Below are 15,978 nucleotides of genomic sequence, written 5' to 3'. Positions count from 1 at the left end.
CGTCCGCTGATGATGCGGACACCCAGCCTATCCGTTCCTGCAGCGGTTTCGAAGGGGCGCCGGACCACAAGGCGCGGTCCGGCGACGCACTCGCCTCAGTAACCGAGGCCCTTCTTGCTGTCGTAGATCTTCTGCGGATCATCGGTGGCGGTGTAGAGCTTGGAGTCGGTCTGGATCCATTTCGGCGGAACGGTGCCCTTGTCCTTGAAGGCCGCGATGGCATCGAGCGCGGGGCCCGCCATGTTCGGCGTCAGCTCGACAGTGGCATTGGCTTCGCCGGCGACCATCGCCTTGAAGATGTCGGGGACGGCATCGATCGAGACGGTGAGGATCTCCTTGCCGGGCTTGAAGCCGGCTTCCTTCATCGCCTGGATGGCGCCGACCATCATGTCGTCGTTGTGCGCATAGACCGCGCAGATCGACTTGCCGCCGCCTTCGGCCTTGATGAAGCTTTCCATCACTTCCTTGCCCTTGGCGCGGGTGAAGTCGCCGGTCTGGCTGCGCACCACCTTCAGGTTCGCATGCTTTGCGATGGCGGTGTCAAAACCCTTCTTGCGGTTGGCGGCCACGCTGGCGCCGACCGTGCCCTGCAATTCGACGACGTTGCAGGCCTTGCCGCCAACGGTCTTCGCCAGCCAGTCGCCGGCGACCTCGCCTTCATGCACGCTGTCGGAGGTCACGGCAGTGAGATAGAGTTCCTTGCCGGAGGGATCGATGTCGCGGTCGAGCAGCACGACCGGAATCTTGGCCTCCTTGGCTTCCTTCAGCACCGAGTCCCAGCCAGTCGAGACGACGGGCGCAAGGAAGATCGCATCAACGTTCTGCGCAATGAAGGAGCGGATCGCCTTGATCTGGTTCTCCTGCTTCTGCTGGGCGTCGGCAATCTTGAGATTGACCTTGCGCTTGGTGGCCTCCTGCTTGGAGACCGAGGTCTCGGCCGCGCGCCAGCCGGATTCCGATCCGATCTGCGAGAAGCCGATCGTGAGCTCGGCGGCGCTGGCCGGCAGCGCGAGCAGCAATGCGGTCGTGGCACTGGCCGCAAAGAGGGCTTTGAGGATCATCAGGCGTGTCTCCCAAGTGTTATCTCGGGTGCCTATTGGTAGCATGGCACCCGCAGGCCGACCTCTAGGGCGGCGGCAGGCACTATTTCACGGAAGATCGGTTCCGACTAGTCATATTATCTGACTATTTACGATGGCCGCGACAGTCGGCGAGAGGGCCATCGTATGACACGCCCAGCGCGATTTTGTTCCATAGATGCAACGGGGAGATGAAAAGAATGTGTGCGACTTGGCCGGCGCCACATCGTCATGGCCGGGCTTGTCCCGGCCATCCACGGCCTTGCCATGCGGGACAAAGAACGTGGATGCCCGGGCCTTCGCCTCGTCGAAGCGGCTTCGGCCGCGCAGGCGGGACAAGCCCGGGCATGACGACCTTCTGCAAATTTCGATTGTGCAATCGCCCGCTGTCGGCGGGGCAACGTGAGGAAAAGACGGCGCTAGATCAGCTTCCGCTGCGCCAGATTCTTCATCAACGCGCCGATGCCAAAAGTCCAGGGCTCGCACTCGTCGCTGGTGCGCATGCGGTTGACGAGCTTGCCGAGCTGCGGCGCTGAGATGGTGACGATATCGTCGCGCTTGTGGGTGAAGCCCTGTCCCGGCGCATCGCGGTCCTTGACGGGTGCGAACATCGTGCCGAGAAACAGCACGAATCCATCCGGGTATTGATGGACCTTGCCGATGGTCTGCTCGACCAGGTCGGTCGGATCGCGGCTGATCTTGCTGATCGAGGAGTGGCCGTCGAGAACGAAACCGTCCGCGCCCTTCACGTTCAGGCTGATGTCGAGCTTGCGCGCGTCGTCGAGCGTGAATGTATCGTCGAACAGGCGTAGCAGTGGGCCGATGGAGCACGAGGCGTTGTTGTCTTTGGCTTTCGACAACAGCAGCGCCGAACGTCCCTCGAAGTCGCGCAGATTGACGTCGTTGCCGAGCGCGCCGCCGACGATCTTGCCGCGGCTCGAGACGAACAGCACCAGCTCCGGCTCCGGGTTGTTCCAGGTCGATTTCGGATGCAGCCCGGCATCCATGCCGGTGCCGACCGAGGACAAGGTCGGCGCCTTGGTGAAGACCTCGGCATCGGGACCGATGCCGACTTCGAGATACTGGCTCCAGGCGTTCTGGTCGATCAGCACCTGCTTCAGATGCATCGCCTGATCCGAGCCCGGCTTGAGCTTGGAGAGATCATCGCCGATCAGCCGCGTCACCTCTTTGCGGATCGCTTCGGCCGAGGCCGGATTGCCCTTGGCGCGCTCCTCGATGACGCGCTCCAGCATCGAGATGGCGAAGGTGACGCCGGCGGCCTTCAGGGTCTGGAGATCGACCGGCGCGAGCAGCCATGGCTTTTTCGGATCGCGGTGATCGGGCGGCGTGTTGGCGACGATGGCCTCGAGATCGCCGATACGCTCGCCCTTGATTGCCGCAAGCGCTTTCGCCGGACTGTCCTCTTCGCAGAGCGTGCTGATGGTCGGAAACCTTGCGGTCACGTCGAACACACCATCGCCGCGCACGGCGACCACGGCCGGACCATTCGCCTGCGGCAGCCAGACGCGGCCGACGAGCGTTCCCCGCGTGCCGTCCTCGGGAAGAAGGTCGTGAACCGTCAATGTCGTCATGGGCGCGTCCTCGCTCCTTTCGGATCGGCCTCGCTCGCAGAGGCCGATCACGCTGGCGAAGACCAATAAACGTCTGGGACGGGAAGTCCAGAGCGGCAGCCTGCCGCGCTTCTATGCCCCCGCCCGCGCTTTTCGGGCCGCAATCTGCTGAAGCGCCCAGCGTGCGTTCTTGCGCACGTCGGGATCGGCGTCGTCCGCGATGACAGCCAGAAACGCCTCGCCGTCGGGATGGGCAATCTCGCCGAGCGCCGCGGCAGCTTCCTTGCGCAAATTGGCCTGATCGTGGTTGATGCAATTGCCGATCGGCCGCACCGCGCGCTCGATCTTCATTCTGCCGAGGCTGCGGATCACCTTCAGCCGCACCTGCCAGAACTCGTCGGCGAGGGAACCGATGAGCTGGTCGGCAGCAAGCGAGCCGTTGACGTTGAGGCCCAACGTTTCCGCCGCCATCTCGCGCACCATCCAGTCGGTATCCTTCAGCGCGCAGGTGATCGTCTCGGCCGCCGGCTTCAACTGCGAGAACGCCAACGCGCTCACCGCAGCACGGCGCACATGGGCGTCGGGATCGTTGATCAGCGCGGTCAGCGCCGGAATTGATTCCTCCAGCTTGAGGAACCCGATCACGCCGATCGCCTGCACCCGCACGGCGGCGTCCGTGTCCTGGAGCGCTTCCAGCGCCGGCTTCAACGTGTCCTTGCTGCGCAGCTCCTTCAGCGCACGTAGCGCGCCCATGCGGACGAAGGCGTGGGCGTGCTTGACCAGCGGCAGGATGATGTCGGCGCAGGCCGGATCCTTGAACTCGGCCATGCTGTCGGCCGCAGCGGCCGCCACGATTCGTTCGGGGTCGACGAGCAGCTTCACCAGCGCGCTGGCGGCCTCCGGCCCGTCGAACTCGCCAAGCGCCATCGCGACCTGCTGGCGTACGCCAGCATCGGGATCAGCCACCATGTTGGCAAGATGCGGGACGGCTGCGGGATCGCCGGAATGGCCGAGCCCGATGATGGCGACGCGGCGCTCCGCGGGATCGGCCGCCTGAAGCCGCTCGTCGGCATCTTCGAGATCGTCGTAGGATTCGAACGGGCTCGACATGACTACCTCAACAGATAGGGAATGTTGACGGTGACGGCGCCGGTCGGGCAATCCGCCTCGCAGGGCATGCAGTACCAGCATTCGTCATAGGCCATGTAGGCCTTGCCGGTCATGTCGCTGATGCGGAGCACGTCGAGCGGACAGACGTCGACGCACACCGTGCAGCCCTTGTCCGCGATGCATTTGGCGTCGTCGACGACCACCGGAACCGATGTCTGATAAGAAGCGAGAGGCATCGTATGTCTCCTGTTACTTGTGTGGCGTGTCAGGCTGTCGCGCGGATGCGCTGCTTGTCGTAGAGATCCTTCTCGTCGTCGGCGATCGGCACGACGTAGGGCTCCACGGCACGCTTTTCGCTGGTCATCTTGCCGTCCTGCTTGCTCAGCAGCGTGTGGCAGAACCAATTCTCGTTGTCCTTCTCCGGGAAATCCGTCCGCCAGTGATAGAGGCCCCAGCGGCTTTCCTCGCGGTAGAGCGAGGCATGCACGGCCATGTCGGCGCAGTCCATGATCGACTGTACTTCGAGGGCGCGGAGCAGTTCGTGCGCGTTGCGCGCGATCATGTGCTCCTGCATGTCTTGCCTCGCTTCGGCGAGCCGGCGCATGCCGAGCTCGTATTTGCGCGTGACTTTCGGCGGCTGGAGATAGTCATTGACGAGACGGCGGGTCTTGTACTCGATCTGGTTCGGCGGAATGCCGTCCTCGCGTTTGGTCGGCGCCATCACGCGGTCACGTTCTCTGGCGACATCGGCCGCGTCGAATTCCGCGAAGTCGTGATGGTCCGCGAATTCCATCGCGTCGACGCCGGCGACCGAACCGTTGGTGAAGGCGCCGAGCATATAGTTGTGCGGCACGCTCGCCATGTCGCCGGCGGCGTAAAGGCCGGGCACCGTGGTGCGGGCATTGTCGTCGACGAACACGCCGGAAGCGCTGTGACCCGAGCAGAAGCCGATCTCGGAGATATGCATCTCGATCGACTCGTTGCGGTAGTCGACGCCACGTCCCTGCTGGAACAGGCCGCGCGTCGGCCGCTCCACCTTGTGCAAGGTCGATTCGATTTCCTCGATGGTGTTCGGATGGAGATGCTTGAGCTGGAGGAACACCGGGCCCTTGCCGGACAACAGCTCATTGTAGAATTCCAGCATCATCTGGCCGGACCAGTAGTCGCATTCGATGAAGCGCGATCCCTCGTTGTTGGCGGTGAAGGCGCCGAAGGGACCGGCGACATAGGCGCAGGCCGGGCCGTTATAGTCCTTGATCAGCGGATTGATCTGGTAGCATTCCAGGTTCGCGAGCGCTGCACCGGCGTGATAGGCCATCGCATAGCCATCGCCGGAATTGGCGGCGTTCTCGTAAGTGCCGAACATGTAGCCGGAGGTCGGAAGACCGAGGCGACCGGCTGCCCCCATGCAGAGGATCACGGACTTCGCCTTGATCACCAGGATTTCGGCCGTGCGGGTGTTGACGCTGATCGCACCGGCAATGCGGCCGTCGGCGGACTTCAAAAGCCGCGTCGCCATGTAGCGGTTGGAGATCAGGATGCGGGCGCGGCGGAGCTGGCGATAGAGCGCCTTCTTCACGGTCTCGCCGTTCGGCATCGGCAGAACATAGCTGCCGATATGATGCACCTTCTTGACGGCGTAGTCGCCGTTCTCGTTCTTCAGGAAGCGAATGCCGAAACTGTCGAGCTCCTCGACGATCTTGTAACAGTTCTGCGCGTATTTATAGACCGCTTTCTGATCGACGATGCCGTCATTGGCGATGGTGATTTCCTTGGTGTACTGCTCGGGCGTCGCGTAGCCGGGGATGACGGCGTTGTTCAAGCCGTCCATGCCCATCGAGATCGCGCCGGAGCGCTTGACGTTGGCCTTTTCGAGCAGGACGACATTGGCCTTCGGATTCTTCAGCTTCGCCTTCAGCGCCGCCATCGGGCCGGCTGTGCCGCCGCCGATCACCAGCACGTCGCAGGAAACCTCCGAAAGTCCGTCGACGATCTGATCTAGTGCCATCGCTTGCTCCTGGTTCGCCGGCAGGTCCGGCGCCTTTGCATCAGATTTGTTCAGGTGGCTTTCCGGCGATAGCAATTAGTTGTCGCCGGGATGCGAATTGCGGGTCAGCGCTCGACGAAGGCCTTTTCGATCACGAAATGGCCGGGCCGGCTGTGATTGCCCTCGATAAAGCCTCGCGCGGAAACCATCGCGGGAAGCTCCTCCAGCATCGCCGGGCTGCCGCACAGCATGATGCGGTCGGTCTTGATATCGAGACCCGACTGCCCGATATCGTCGAAGAGCTGGTTCGATGCGATCAGGTCGGTGATGCGGCCGCGATTCCTGAACGGCTCGCGGGTGACGGTGGGATAGTAGACGAGCTTGTCGCGGATCAGCGGTCCGAAGAACTCGTGATTGCGCAGGCCTTCGACGAGGTGCTCGCCATAGGAGAGTTCGGAGACCTGGCGGCAGCCATGGGCGAGCACGATGGTCTCGTAATACTCGTAGACGTCGGGGTCCTTGATCAGGCTGGCGAACGGCGCGAGGCCCGTTCCGGTCGAGAGCAGCAACAGGCGCTTGCCGGGAATGAGATTGCCGGTGATCAGCGTGCCCGTCGCCTTGCGGCCGACCAGGATGACGTCGCCTTCCCTGATCCTCTGGAGCCGCGAGGTCAGCGGTCCGTCCTGCACCTTGATCGAGAAGAACTCGAGCGCTTCCTCGTGATTGGCGCTGGCCATGCTGTAGGCCCGCAGCAACGGCTTGCCCTCGACTTCCAGTCCGATCATCGCGAACTGGCCGTTCTGGAAGCGGAAGCCCGGATCGCGCGTCGCGGTGAAGCTGAACAGGGACTCGGTCCAGTGCCTGACCGACAAAACCGTTTCCTTCTGAAATGCGCTCATTGTCTTTCCTGACCTCGATTGCGCACAAGGTTTCGGAGAGACGGGAATCCGGCAACGCCGAACTGAAATTCCCGGTCGATTAGTTTCACATTTCGTGGGCGATGATCGAAGAGCAGGCAGCGAAGATCAGCGCGCCCCGCGCCTGCGCCTGGCAATTAGTTGCTATCGCGGTAGCGCTGCGACAACGTAGAGAAGGGTCGGGAATACGTCATGACCTTGGTGGGAGCGACCGTGGCAGATTACGAAGCAAGCGCCGACCTCGCGACGCTCCGCGTCCGCACCGCGCAGGACGGCGAACTGGACTTGTCCGCGGAGAAGCTCCGCCTCTCCTGCAAATGCGCCCACTGCACCCGCGCCCGCTTCGACGGCCGCTTCCCCGAGCGGTTTCCGGGGATCGCGATCACCGAGATCGGTGACCTCGGCTACGGGCTGAACATTTCGTTTTCGGATGGGCACAACCGGGGGATTTACCCGAAGCCGTATTTGTTGAGCTTGGCGGGGCGGTAAACCGACGCAGCCTTGAGATTGGCGCGACGGCGGCCACAAATTTCGCTGTCATTCCCCGCGAAGGCGGGGAATCCAGTACGCCGCGGCCCATCCGTATCCCATTGCCTTCTCTGGAATACTGGATCGCCCGCCTTCGCGGGCGATGACACCTGAGTAGGTGGCGCAGGCTCGCGCCGAACGCCCTCCCCCATCTGGCACGGACATTGCTGCTCTTTAGAACGATTTCAACGTTCCGGAGGCAGATGATGTTGCAGGCGGCCAATGTGGTTCGCGGGGCGGTTCCCCCGGCAGTCCGGCCTGCCGGCGGCTCCTCGCTGCTGCTCACCGAGAACCAGCAATGGATCGGCGGACCGCCGCCGTTGATGGACAAGCTCAGCCAGCGCGAGCGCGATCTGGTGCTGAAGCAGGGCCGCCGGAAAGTGCTCAACCGCGGCCAGACGCTGTTCAGCCAGGGCAGCAAGCATGACGGCATCTGGCTGATCGAGAGCGGCCGTATCCGGGTGTTCTACACCTCCCCGCTCGGCCGCGAGATCACGCTGGCTTACTGGCATGTCGGCAATTTCGTCGGCGGGCCGGAAGTATTCGAGGGCACCGTGCATCAATGGTGCGGCGTTGCATCCAGCAATTGCAGCGTGGTGCACCTGCCCGGAAAGGAGCTGCGGGCACTTGCCGCAGAGATCCCGAATCTCGCCATCGGCCTGATCGAAGGGCTCACTTTCAAGGGCAAGTGCTATTCGGCGCTGGCCCAGATGCTGGGAACGCGCTCGATCACACAGCGCCTTGCGCATCTCTTGCTGCATCTCGTCGAGCTTTACGGCGTCGATGACGCCGACGGCCGGGTAATCGCGGCCGCCTTCACCCATGCCGATATCGCCCACATGGTCGGCGCAACCAGGCAATGGGTCACGATCAGCCTGAAGCGCATGCAGGAGAAGAGAATCGTGCTGACTAGGCGCTCGCAGATCGTGGTCTGCCGGACCGACGTGCTGGAAGAGATGCGGGGGCAAGGATCTGACTAGGGGCCGATGCCCAGGCAAGCGGCTTTATAGTGCAGGACTGCCCAAGGAGTATGCAATCAGCTTTTCCCGGCAACTAATCGACTGCGGCGCTCATTCCGGATTTGCCCTCCCCACGCCCTCACCCAATCATGGCAACCACAGCACATCCAACCGAATGAGGATGAGAATGGTCCGCCGTCTTCCCACGCACTCGATCGCGATGTCGGTGACGTCGCTGGCGCTTCTCCTCGCGCAGCCGGCCTCGGCGGAAACCGTCACGCTCGGCATCGGAACGCAGGACACCACGACCAACACGGTCACGGCCGGCGTCGTCATTCGCCAGCTGCATCTCCTCGAAAAATACCTGCCGAAGGACGGCAAATACGCCAACATCAAGTTCGAGCTGGAGTGGCAGAATTTCACCTCCGGCCCGCCCGTCACCAACGCGATGATGGCAAACAAGCTGCAGATCGGCATGATGGGCGACTATCCGCTGATCGTGAACGGCTTCACTTTCGACAGCAATCCGGAGAGCAAGAGCCGGCTGATCGGCATCGCCGCCTACAGCCTGTCGGGCTCCGGCAACGGCATCGTCGTTCACAAGGATTCGCCCTACTACGATCTCGCCGATCTCAAGGGCAAGCTCGTCAGCGTGCCGTTCGGCTCGGCCGCGCACGGCATGGTGCTGAAGGCGATGCAGGACCGCGGCTACACATCCGATTTCTTCCAGCTCGTCAGCCAGAGCCCGGAGGTCGGCTCGACCAATCTCCAGGAGAAGAAGATCGACGCGCATGCCGACTTCGTTCCGTTCGCGGAGCTGCTGCCGTTCCGCGGTTTTGCGCGAAAGATCTTCGACGGCGTCGAGACCAATTTGCCGACCTTCCACGGCATCGTGGTCCGCACCGACTTCGCCGAGAAGTATCCTGAAGTCGTCACCGCCTATCTGAAGGCGGTAATCGCCGCCAATCAATGGCTGCGCGACGATCCCAAGCTCGCCGCCGAGAAGATCCAGGAGTGGACCGGCATCAGCAAGGAGGTCGTCTACATCTTCCTGGGGCCCAGCGGCAACATGACCACTGATCCCTCGATCAAGCCGGCGCTGATCGACGCCGCCACGGCCGACGTCAAGGTGCTGCAGAACCTCGGCCGCATGAAGGAGTTCGATCCGAAGAAATGGGTCGACGACAGCTACATCCGCAAGGCCTATGCCGAGATGAAGCTCGACTATGACGCGCGACTCGCCAGCGCCAGCAATTACGAGATCGCCGGCGAAGATTCCCTCTGCAAGAAACCGATCGCCGATCCGCGCAAGGCCGGCGAGGTCTGGGTCGACGATTCAGGCATTCTGCCCTTCGCATCGGCCGCCTGTACGCTCAGCGCCTATGCCGACTTCAAGGCCAAGGGCAAGAAGATCAACGTCGCCTACGTCTTCGATACCACCCGCGGCATCAAGCTGTTCGCCGACCAGGCTTTCTTCGCGGTCGGCAATGGCGAGGTTGCGCCGTTCCTGTTGAAGAAGGACGCCGAAGCCTATGCCGCCAAGATCAGCGGCAAGGTGCTCGGCTTCGACGACGCGGTGAAGGTGGCAGTCGGCGGAGGCAAGACGTGAGCAGTCCCGCCCTCCTCAGACATCCCGAGGACAGCATGCCGGCAGCAAATGCAATCGGCGAGGCCGGCCCCGTGCCCGCCACTCCGCCCGCGACGCCCCCCTCCTTCAGCACGCTCGTGCTGCGCTGGTGCCGGCTCAACCGGGACGGGCTCCGTGCGACCGCGATCGGCATCATCTCGCTGCTCGCTTTCCTGCTGGTCTGGCACCTGCTCACGACCTATCGCGTCGTATTCTTCGTGCGCTTCACCAACGTGCCCTCGCCGCTCGCGGTCTATGCCAGCTTCACCAAGGCGATCCACGATCCCCATTTCCTGATGCACGTCCTCTTGAGCTGTCGACGCATCTTTTTCGGCTTCTCGCTCGCGGCCATCGTCGCCGTGCCGCTCGGGCTGATCATGGGTCGCTTCAAGCTGATCCACGAGATCATCTTCCCCGTGGCCGAAGTGTTGCGGCCGATCCCGGCGATCGCCTGGGTGCCGATGGCGATCATGCTGTGGCCGACCAACGAGCAGAGCATCGTCTACATCACCTTCCTCGGCTCGTTCTTCCCGATCCTGGTCAACACGCTGCACGGCATGTCGCTGGTCGATCCCGTGCTGGTGCGCGCCGCGCAATGTCTCGGCGCGCGCGAACGCTCGATCTTCCGCGATGTGTATTTCCCGGCCTCGCTCCCGCACATCTTCACCGGCCTCACCGTCGGCATGGGCGTGGCATGGGTGTCGCTGATCGCCGCCGAGATGATCTCGGGGCAATACGGCATCGGCTATTTCACCTGGGAGGCCTATTCGCTGGTCCAGTATGCCGACATCGCGCTCGGCATGATCGCGATCGGCGTGCTCGGTCTCGGATCGAGCATGTTGATCCGGGGGGCCGGACAATTGGTGATGCCGTGGAGGCTGAAATGAGCGAGATCATGACCAAAGCACCGCAGGGCCATATCGAGGTCAGGAATTTCTCCCTCAGCTATGACAGCATCGAGGGGCCGGTCGAAGCCGTCACCGATACGCAGATCCATGTGAAGCCTGGCGAGTTCGTCTCGATCGTCGGCCCCTCGGGCTGCGGAAAGTCGACGCTGCTCAATGCGGTCGCGGGCTTCCTCAAGCCGACCACGGGTATCGTCACCGTCGACGGCGAGAAGGTGAACGGCCCCAGCGCCGAGCGCGGCATGGTGTTTCAGCAATATTCGCTGTTTCCCTGGAAGACCGTGCGGGAGAACGTCGAGTTCGGCCTGAAGATGCGCGGCATGCCGCGCTCACAGCGCGAGCGCGCCGCGCGGACGCTGCTCGGGCTCGCCGGGCTCGAGGCCTTCGAAAAGCATTATCCGGAAAAGCTTTCCGGTGGCATGAAGCAGCGTGTCGGCATCGTCCGCGCGCTCGCGACGGGACCAAAAGTGCTGCTGCTGGACGAGCCCTTCGGCGCCCTGGACGCGCAGACCCGGGTCATCATGCAGCAGATCCTCACCAACATGTGGCAGCGGCTGAAGATCTCGGTGCTGTTCGTCACCCACGACATCGACGAGGCGATCTTCCTCTCCGATCGCGTCTACTGCATGACCGCGCGCCCCGGCTCGATCAAGGCCGAGATTCCGATCCCGCTGGAGCGGCCGCGGCAGCAATCGATGATGATGTCGTCGGAATTTCTGGCGCTGCGCCGCGGACTGATGTCGCTGATCCGCGAGGAGAGCCTGAAGGCGATGGGCGGCGAGATCACCGACATGGGCCTGCAGGGGCTGAACATCGAGCTGCACGGGCATTCGCTCGCGGATGTGATTTAGCTTCTTCTCGACGCTTGCAGATGCAGACCCCTCATCCGCCTTGCCTCCGGCAAGGCACCTTCTCCCGCAAGGGGAGAAGGAAGAGGAGTTCGCGGCTACAGCCGCATCTCACTTGAACCAGTGCACCAGCGCGATGCTGATGCCGAGCAGCAGCAGCAGCGACAACGTCACGGCCGCCGTCACCCGCCCGCCGACATTCGCCAGCACGCGCACGTCGACACCCAGGCCCAGCGCCGCCATCGACACCACCGTGAGAAAACTGGTGATCTTCGTCACTGGGCCGACCACGGTGCCCGGCACGATTTCCAGCGAGCGCAATGTCGCCAGCGCAAGGAAGCCGAGGATGAACCACGGGACCAGGCGGAAGAAGCCGACATTGGTCTTCTTGGCGTCGCTGTGCCAGCGCGAGGCCGTCAGCGAGAGGCCGACGACGACCGGCCCGAGCATCAGCACGCGCATCAGCTTGACGAGCGTGCCGATCTGCGTCGAGACGAGCCCCGCCGGCACCGTCGCGGCCAGCACCTGCGGCACGGCATAGACGGTGAGGCCTGCGAGGATGCCGTACTGCGTGGCCGACAGCTGCAGCAGCGGAATCAGCAGCGGCAGGCCCAGCACCATCATGACGCCGAGGATCGCGGTGAAGGAGATCGAGGATGCGATCTCGTCATTGTTGGCGCCGATGATCGGCGCCACCGCCGCAATCGCCGAATTGCCGCAAATCGAGTTGCCGCAGGCAATCAGGATCGAGAGCCGCGTCGAGAGACCGAGCAGGCGGCTGATGCCGAAGGAGACGCAGAGCGCGATCACGACGACCGCGGCGATCGATGCCAACAGCGCGACGCCGGACGCCGCAATGGCAGCGAAGCTGATCGAGGCCCCCAGCAGCATGACGGCGACTTCGAGCAGCTGCTTGGCGCTGAAGGCGATGCCGGACTGCCAGCGCGGCGCGGGCTTCCAGAAGCTGCGCAGCGCCATCCCGAGCAGGATCGCCATCACCAGCGCCTCGACATAGGGATGCTCGAAGACGCCCAGTTCCGCCCGTTCGAGCAGGGCCGAAACGCCGGCCACGGCGATGCAGAGGAGGATGCCGGGAATCAGCGCGACGATACGGCTAGTGGCCGTGGTCGGCTTGGCGTCGGCCGGGCTGGATGCTTGATTCTGCGACACAAATCTCTCCCCGAGGAGAAAGATTTATACGCAGCGCTGCCCGATTGGGAAATAAGTTTTCGACATATCAGGGCCGAGGGAAGTTCTACGCTCAGCTCGGAATAATCCGGCTCAGAAGATCAGGCGCGCTTTAGAAGATCAGGCTCTTGGCCAGCGAGGCGACGCGGCTGAAGCCGTCGTAAACGCCCGGCTCGAAAAAGGCCGCACGCGCGAGCACGATGCCGGCGACCAGCGACCAGAACAGGCCGGTGCCAACCCGCAGCAGGAGCTTTGACCCGCGCGAGCGCGGCTGGGTGTCCGTTGCGGACACCAATTGCTCGCCGAAAGGCTCAAACCCGGTGCGTTCCATAGCAGTCAATCCATCAATTTCTGACCGAAATGTCGTCGTTTCGGCCCCAAACAGCAATGGAAGCGATTGGCTTTTTTGCCTCCCGGAGGGGAAACTCCTTCCGCCGGAGGGACCCGGAGCAATAGTTTTCTTCTTCCGGCCTGTTTGGGCACCGGCGCCCCCGGCTACAGCGCCAGACAGCGGCTGCGGATGCTCCGGCAATGCATGGACCCGCTCTTTCTGCCAGCGCAAGGAGCTGCTCGGGGTTGCAGCTACCGGCCGCGCCGCCGAGAGCTGACCTCGAAACCGGGTCTCCCCTCGGGGGCCGCCCACCCCTGGACACTAACATCCGCCAGCGCCTCGAATATAGCCGCTGTGCGTTCCAGCCGGGCGATCGTACGTGCGCCTTCGAGGGCAGCTACCAATGCGGCTGCGGTAGAAGATGCGCGCGCGGAAGTGAAACCGCACCCCCTAAAATGCTCCGCAACGATCTCGGTTGAATCAACAAATCCGCGCGCTACCCGTTTGGTCAGATCAGCGTCGAGTGCAGGAAGCTCATTCGCCAGATTTTGCATGAGACATCCATACTGGAAATCAGAGGCGACCATTTCGGCCGCGAACGTGCCGAAAATCTGATGAACAAAACTCAGGGCATCACCCGTCGTATTCGCCGAGATATCCCGCAATACAGCAATTCTACTCGTAACGTAATGATCGATTGCTTCTTCTGCGAGCTGTGCCTTACCGCGCGGAAAATGAAAATAGAACGATCCTTTAGGCGAGCCGCTTTCTTCAATGATCTGGTTCAATCCCGTCGCAGTGTAGCCTTGGATGCGAAACAGTCGCTCGGCAGTGGCAATCGCGCGATCGCGGGCGTCAGTCTTACGGGGCATCCCGTAAGCATACCACGCCTGGCTTGACACGGCTATGGTGATCGCCATACTATGGCGATCACCATAGTAAATGTGTCCCGCCGTATCACCGTTATCAAATCGTAAGCCAGAAGTTGCACAAAGGCATATGCCACTCTCCCAGATTGCTGCGCAGGAAATACTCAAATGAGCTCGAGCAACTTCGATTTCGGCAACTGTTCTAGCGAACAGGATCACTGAGATGGCCTCTAGAACCTGCTCGATGATGCTTTTAGGAGCTGCCATGTTCACAGCGATGTTCACTCGCGTTGTTTCCGGAGAGACTTCAAGCGATGCCATCTGGCACAATAAAATCCCTGTCGCTTTGAGTGAGCCCGCCGTTGATATCGATAAGGATCCGAACCTTCTGCACAAGTATGCGGAAAATGCGGGAACGAAAATCCACTACGTCACAATGGGATCCAATCAAAAACCGCTTATGGTGTTCGTGCACGGATTTCCCGACTTTTGGTATTCTTGGCGAAATCAGATCCAGGCATTTTCAGCAAATTATCAGGTGGTCGCTCTTGATCTGCGCGGGTACGATTTGAGCGATCGGCCAGAAGGTGTCGAGAACTATAAGTTTCCGGTTCTCCTTGATGACATCCGTGCCGTGATCAATGCAGAGGGAAACGGTCGCAAGGCCATCCTGATTGGGCACGACTGGGGCGCCGCTTTGTCGTGGCTATTCACCGGGCAAAATCCGGATCTGATCGAAAGACTTGTAGTCCTCAGCGTTCCTCATCCTGGCGCCATCACGAGGGAATTGCTCCCTTGGAACCATCCTATCGCGCAGGCTAAGGCCAGCGCCTACGCCACACGGTTCTTCGCTCAAGGCAAAGGCGACGATTTGACTGCGCAAGATTTGGCATACTGGGTTGTAGATCCTCAGGTTAAGAGCCGATACATCGAGGCTTTCGCGAAATCTTCCATCTTGTCCATGATGAGTTATTACAAAGCCAACTACGCGTTTTCTCAGCTTGCGCTCAATCTTTTCGATCCAACCATGAAGAAACTCTACGGTGCCGTGATCAAATGCCCGGTCTTGCATGTGCACGGAATCGAGGAGAGCCACGCTTTGCTAAGCACTATTGATTTGGAAAAGTCATGGATTGAAAATCCCGACAATCTCACGGTCAAAATCGTGCCTGGAGTTGGCCACTTCATTCAGCATGAAGTGCCGGACTACCTTAATCAGACGATTGCCTCCTGGTTGAAAGATTTAGGAAGCTGAGCCCGATCTTGCGGTGGCGGAGAGTCAATGGCCGCTGTTGTGAAGGTTTTCGGAGCGAGCGCGACGAGCCGTTTTGCGGGATTGTGATACGGTCATGAGGTATCGATCCTGATGACGGTTGTTGGGCCTGTGGGCCGATACCGTGGCGTGGCACCGCGCTCGAACACCTCGATGATGATCATGCGACCGCCGCAGCATGGACAAGTCGACTTGCTGCGATCGACGGCGGCACTGGTGGGCTGGCCTTCAGGTTTTGAAACGGCGAGCAGTTCGCGCGCTTGGGCGATGTTGGCCCCGCGCGCGCCGAGCATGACCGCATCATCGACGAAGCCGAGGCGCTCGGCGTGTTCGGCGTTCCCACCACGGTGTTCAACGGCGAGCTGTTCTGGGGCAGCGACCGCATCGACATGCTGATCGAGCGCATCGAGAAGCCCGAGACGATCGAGGCCGCGCTCGGCAGCCGCCATCGCAAGCCGGCGTAGGCTCTACATTATTTGAGCATGATCTTTTCGGAAAACCGCCGCGCACTTTTCCGGATCATGCTCTAGGGTCTGTTGAGATTCACTTGGAATGGATGACAGCGGTGGCGAGGTAGATCATCGCTGCGAAGCTGCCGTCTGTCTTGTCACATCGCATCGCTATGCGTTTGAATTCCTTCAGCTTGCCGAAGAAATTCCCGATCAGGTGACGCCATTTGTAAATGTCCTTGTCGATGTCGAGAGGCTGGGCGCGCCTTTGGTGCTGCGAGATGACGATCTTGGCCTTGCGTTCGTTCAGGTCTTCGATGATCCAGTTGGAATCAAA

The 15,978-nt window shown here is 61.7% G+C and carries 16 protein-coding genes and 2 pseudogenes; 7 read left to right on the top strand and 11 right to left on the bottom strand.

The genetic code is table 11. The annotated features are described in order from the left end of the window. Positions 1–95: 95 nt before the first annotated feature. From ytfQ to QCM77_RS38390, 6 genes are all read right to left on the bottom strand, one after another. Positions 96–1,061, bottom strand: coding sequence for a galactofuranose ABC transporter, galactofuranose-binding protein YtfQ (gene ytfQ, locus QCM77_RS38415; protein WP_280096338.1), 966 nt, complete (start codon positions 1,059–1,061; stop codon positions 96–98). Positions 1,062–1,498: 437 nt separating this feature from the next. Continuing rightward, on the bottom strand, positions 1,499–2,671 hold the full coding sequence (locus tag QCM77_RS38410) for a fumarylacetoacetate hydrolase family protein (RefSeq protein WP_280096337.1): 1,173 nt from the start codon (positions 2,669–2,671) through the stop codon (positions 1,499–1,501). 111 nt (positions 2,672–2,782) lie between these two features. Further along, positions 2,783–3,760 (bottom strand): HEAT repeat domain-containing protein, encoded by a 978-nt coding sequence (locus tag QCM77_RS38405; protein ID WP_280096336.1) that lies wholly within the window; start codon positions 3,758–3,760, stop codon positions 2,783–2,785. 2 nt (positions 3,761–3,762) lie between these two features. Next, positions 3,763–3,996: a 4Fe-4S dicluster domain-containing protein gene (locus QCM77_RS38400; RefSeq protein ID WP_008141081.1), complete on the bottom strand. Its 234-nt coding sequence runs from the start codon at positions 3,994–3,996 to the stop codon at positions 3,763–3,765. Between the two features lie 29 nt (positions 3,997–4,025). Further along, a complete protein-coding gene (locus tag QCM77_RS38395) occupies positions 4,026–5,768 on the bottom strand; it encodes a fumarate reductase/succinate dehydrogenase flavoprotein subunit (RefSeq protein WP_280096335.1) in 1,743 nt (580 codons plus the stop codon). A gap of 104 nt (positions 5,769–5,872) precedes the next feature. Then, complete coding sequence (locus tag QCM77_RS38390; RefSeq protein ID WP_280096334.1) at positions 5,873–6,646, bottom strand: ferredoxin--NADP reductase; 774 nt, start codon at positions 6,644–6,646, stop codon at positions 5,873–5,875. Positions 6,647–6,856: 210 nt separating this feature from the next. Between QCM77_RS38390 and QCM77_RS38385 the strand changes: the two genes are divergently transcribed. The 5 genes from QCM77_RS38385 to QCM77_RS38365 all read left to right on the top strand — a co-directional run bounded on the left by QCM77_RS38385 (position 6,857) and on the right by QCM77_RS38365 (position 11,534). Then, on the top strand, positions 6,857–7,153 hold the full coding sequence (locus QCM77_RS38385) for a gamma-butyrobetaine hydroxylase-like domain-containing protein (RefSeq protein WP_279659925.1): 297 nt from the start codon (positions 6,857–6,859) through the stop codon (positions 7,151–7,153). A 242-nt stretch (positions 7,154–7,395) separates the two neighbouring features. Next, complete coding sequence (locus QCM77_RS38380; RefSeq protein ID WP_280096333.1) at positions 7,396–8,172, top strand: Crp/Fnr family transcriptional regulator; 777 nt, start codon at positions 7,396–7,398, stop codon at positions 8,170–8,172. 166 nt (positions 8,173–8,338) lie between these two features. Next, a complete protein-coding gene (locus tag QCM77_RS38375) occupies positions 8,339–9,760 on the top strand; it encodes an ABC transporter substrate-binding protein (RefSeq protein WP_280096332.1) in 1,422 nt (473 codons plus the stop codon). Then, positions 9,757–10,665, top strand: coding sequence for an ABC transporter permease (locus tag QCM77_RS38370; RefSeq protein ID WP_462804384.1), 909 nt, complete (start codon positions 9,757–9,759; stop codon positions 10,663–10,665). Before QCM77_RS38375 ends, QCM77_RS38370 begins: the two co-directional genes overlap by 4 nt. Next, the gene (locus QCM77_RS38365) at positions 10,662–11,534 is read left to right on the top strand and encodes an ABC transporter ATP-binding protein (RefSeq protein WP_280096330.1); all 873 of its coding nucleotides are present in this window, start codon (positions 10,662–10,664) and stop codon (positions 11,532–11,534) included. The genes QCM77_RS38370 and QCM77_RS38365 overlap by 4 nt, the downstream gene beginning before the upstream one ends. A gap of 108 nt (positions 11,535–11,642) precedes the next feature. Here the strand turns inward: QCM77_RS38365 and QCM77_RS38360 are convergent, their stop codons facing one another. The 3 genes from QCM77_RS38360 to QCM77_RS38350 form a co-directional block, all read right to left on the bottom strand. Further along, complete coding sequence (locus tag QCM77_RS38360) at positions 11,643–12,701, bottom strand: YeiH family protein (protein ID WP_280096329.1); 1,059 nt, start codon at positions 12,699–12,701, stop codon at positions 11,643–11,645. Positions 12,702–12,831: 130 nt separating this feature from the next. Beyond that, positions 12,832–13,011, bottom strand: a complete 180-nt coding sequence (locus QCM77_RS38355; protein WP_231171117.1) for a hypothetical protein — start codon at positions 13,009–13,011, stop codon at positions 12,832–12,834. 290 nt (positions 13,012–13,301) lie between these two features. Beyond that, a complete protein-coding gene (locus tag QCM77_RS38350; RefSeq protein ID WP_462804383.1) occupies positions 13,302–14,204 on the bottom strand; it encodes a TetR/AcrR family transcriptional regulator in 903 nt (300 codons plus the stop codon). Between QCM77_RS38350 and QCM77_RS38345 the strand changes: the two genes are divergently transcribed. Then, the gene (locus QCM77_RS38345) at positions 14,185–15,174 is read left to right on the top strand and encodes an alpha/beta fold hydrolase (RefSeq protein WP_280096328.1); all 990 of its coding nucleotides are present in this window, start codon (positions 14,185–14,187) and stop codon (positions 15,172–15,174) included. The two genes, QCM77_RS38350 and QCM77_RS38345, sit on opposite strands and share 20 nt — an antisense overlap. Positions 15,175–15,266: 92 nt before the next feature. Here the strand turns inward: QCM77_RS38345 and QCM77_RS38340 are convergent. Then, a pseudogene (locus QCM77_RS38340) lies at positions 15,267–15,479 on the bottom strand (IS91 family transposase); the annotation flags it as partial. Here QCM77_RS38340 and QCM77_RS38335 point away from each other — a divergent pair. Then, entirely contained in the window at positions 15,453–15,656 is a 204-nt protein-coding gene (locus QCM77_RS38335; protein ID WP_462804382.1) for a DsbA family protein, read from the top strand. The pseudogene QCM77_RS38340 and the gene QCM77_RS38335 sit on opposite strands and share 27 nt — an antisense overlap. 79 nt (positions 15,657–15,735) lie before the next feature. Here the strand turns inward: QCM77_RS38335 and QCM77_RS38330 are convergent. After that, positions 15,736–15,978: pseudogene (locus QCM77_RS38330) on the bottom strand (IS5/IS1182 family transposase); the annotation flags it as partial.

Source organism: Bradyrhizobium nivariense, assembly GCF_029846695.2.
GTDB lineage: Bacteria > Pseudomonadota > Alphaproteobacteria > Rhizobiales > Xanthobacteraceae > Bradyrhizobium.
This window is presented reverse-complemented; position numbering and strand designations above follow the sequence as displayed.

What these genes read in the sequence shown, in the direction of transcription:
- ytfQ (WP_280096338.1), bottom strand. Translation starts at nt 1,061, where the DNA reads ATGATCCTCAAAGCCCTCTTTGCGGCCAGTGCCACGACCGCATTGCTG.
- QCM77_RS38410 (WP_280096337.1), bottom strand. Translation starts at nt 2,671, where the DNA reads ATGACGACATTGACGGTTCACGACCTTCTTCCCGAGGACGGCACGCGG.
- QCM77_RS38405 (WP_280096336.1), bottom strand. Translation starts at nt 3,760, where the DNA reads ATGTCGAGCCCGTTCGAATCCTACGACGATCTCGAAGATGCCGACGAG.
- QCM77_RS38400 (WP_008141081.1), bottom strand. Translation starts at nt 3,996, where the DNA reads ATGCCTCTCGCTTCTTATCAGACATCGGTTCCGGTGGTCGTCGACGAC.
- QCM77_RS38395 (WP_280096335.1), bottom strand. Translation starts at nt 5,768, where the DNA reads ATGGCACTAGATCAGATCGTCGACGGACTTTCGGAGGTTTCCTGCGAC.
- QCM77_RS38390 (WP_280096334.1), bottom strand. Translation starts at nt 6,646, where the DNA reads ATGAGCGCATTTCAGAAGGAAACGGTTTTGTCGGTCAGGCACTGGACC.
- QCM77_RS38385 (WP_279659925.1), top strand. Translation starts at nt 6,857, where the DNA reads ATGACCTTGGTGGGAGCGACCGTGGCAGATTACGAAGCAAGCGCCGAC.
- QCM77_RS38380 (WP_280096333.1), top strand. Translation starts at nt 7,396, where the DNA reads ATGATGTTGCAGGCGGCCAATGTGGTTCGCGGGGCGGTTCCCCCGGCA.
- QCM77_RS38375 (WP_280096332.1), top strand. Translation starts at nt 8,339, where the DNA reads ATGGTCCGCCGTCTTCCCACGCACTCGATCGCGATGTCGGTGACGTCG.
- QCM77_RS38365 (WP_280096330.1), top strand. Translation starts at nt 10,662, where the DNA reads ATGAGCGAGATCATGACCAAAGCACCGCAGGGCCATATCGAGGTCAGG.
- QCM77_RS38345 (WP_280096328.1), top strand. Translation starts at nt 14,185, where the DNA reads ATGTTCACAGCGATGTTCACTCGCGTTGTTTCCGGAGAGACTTCAAGC.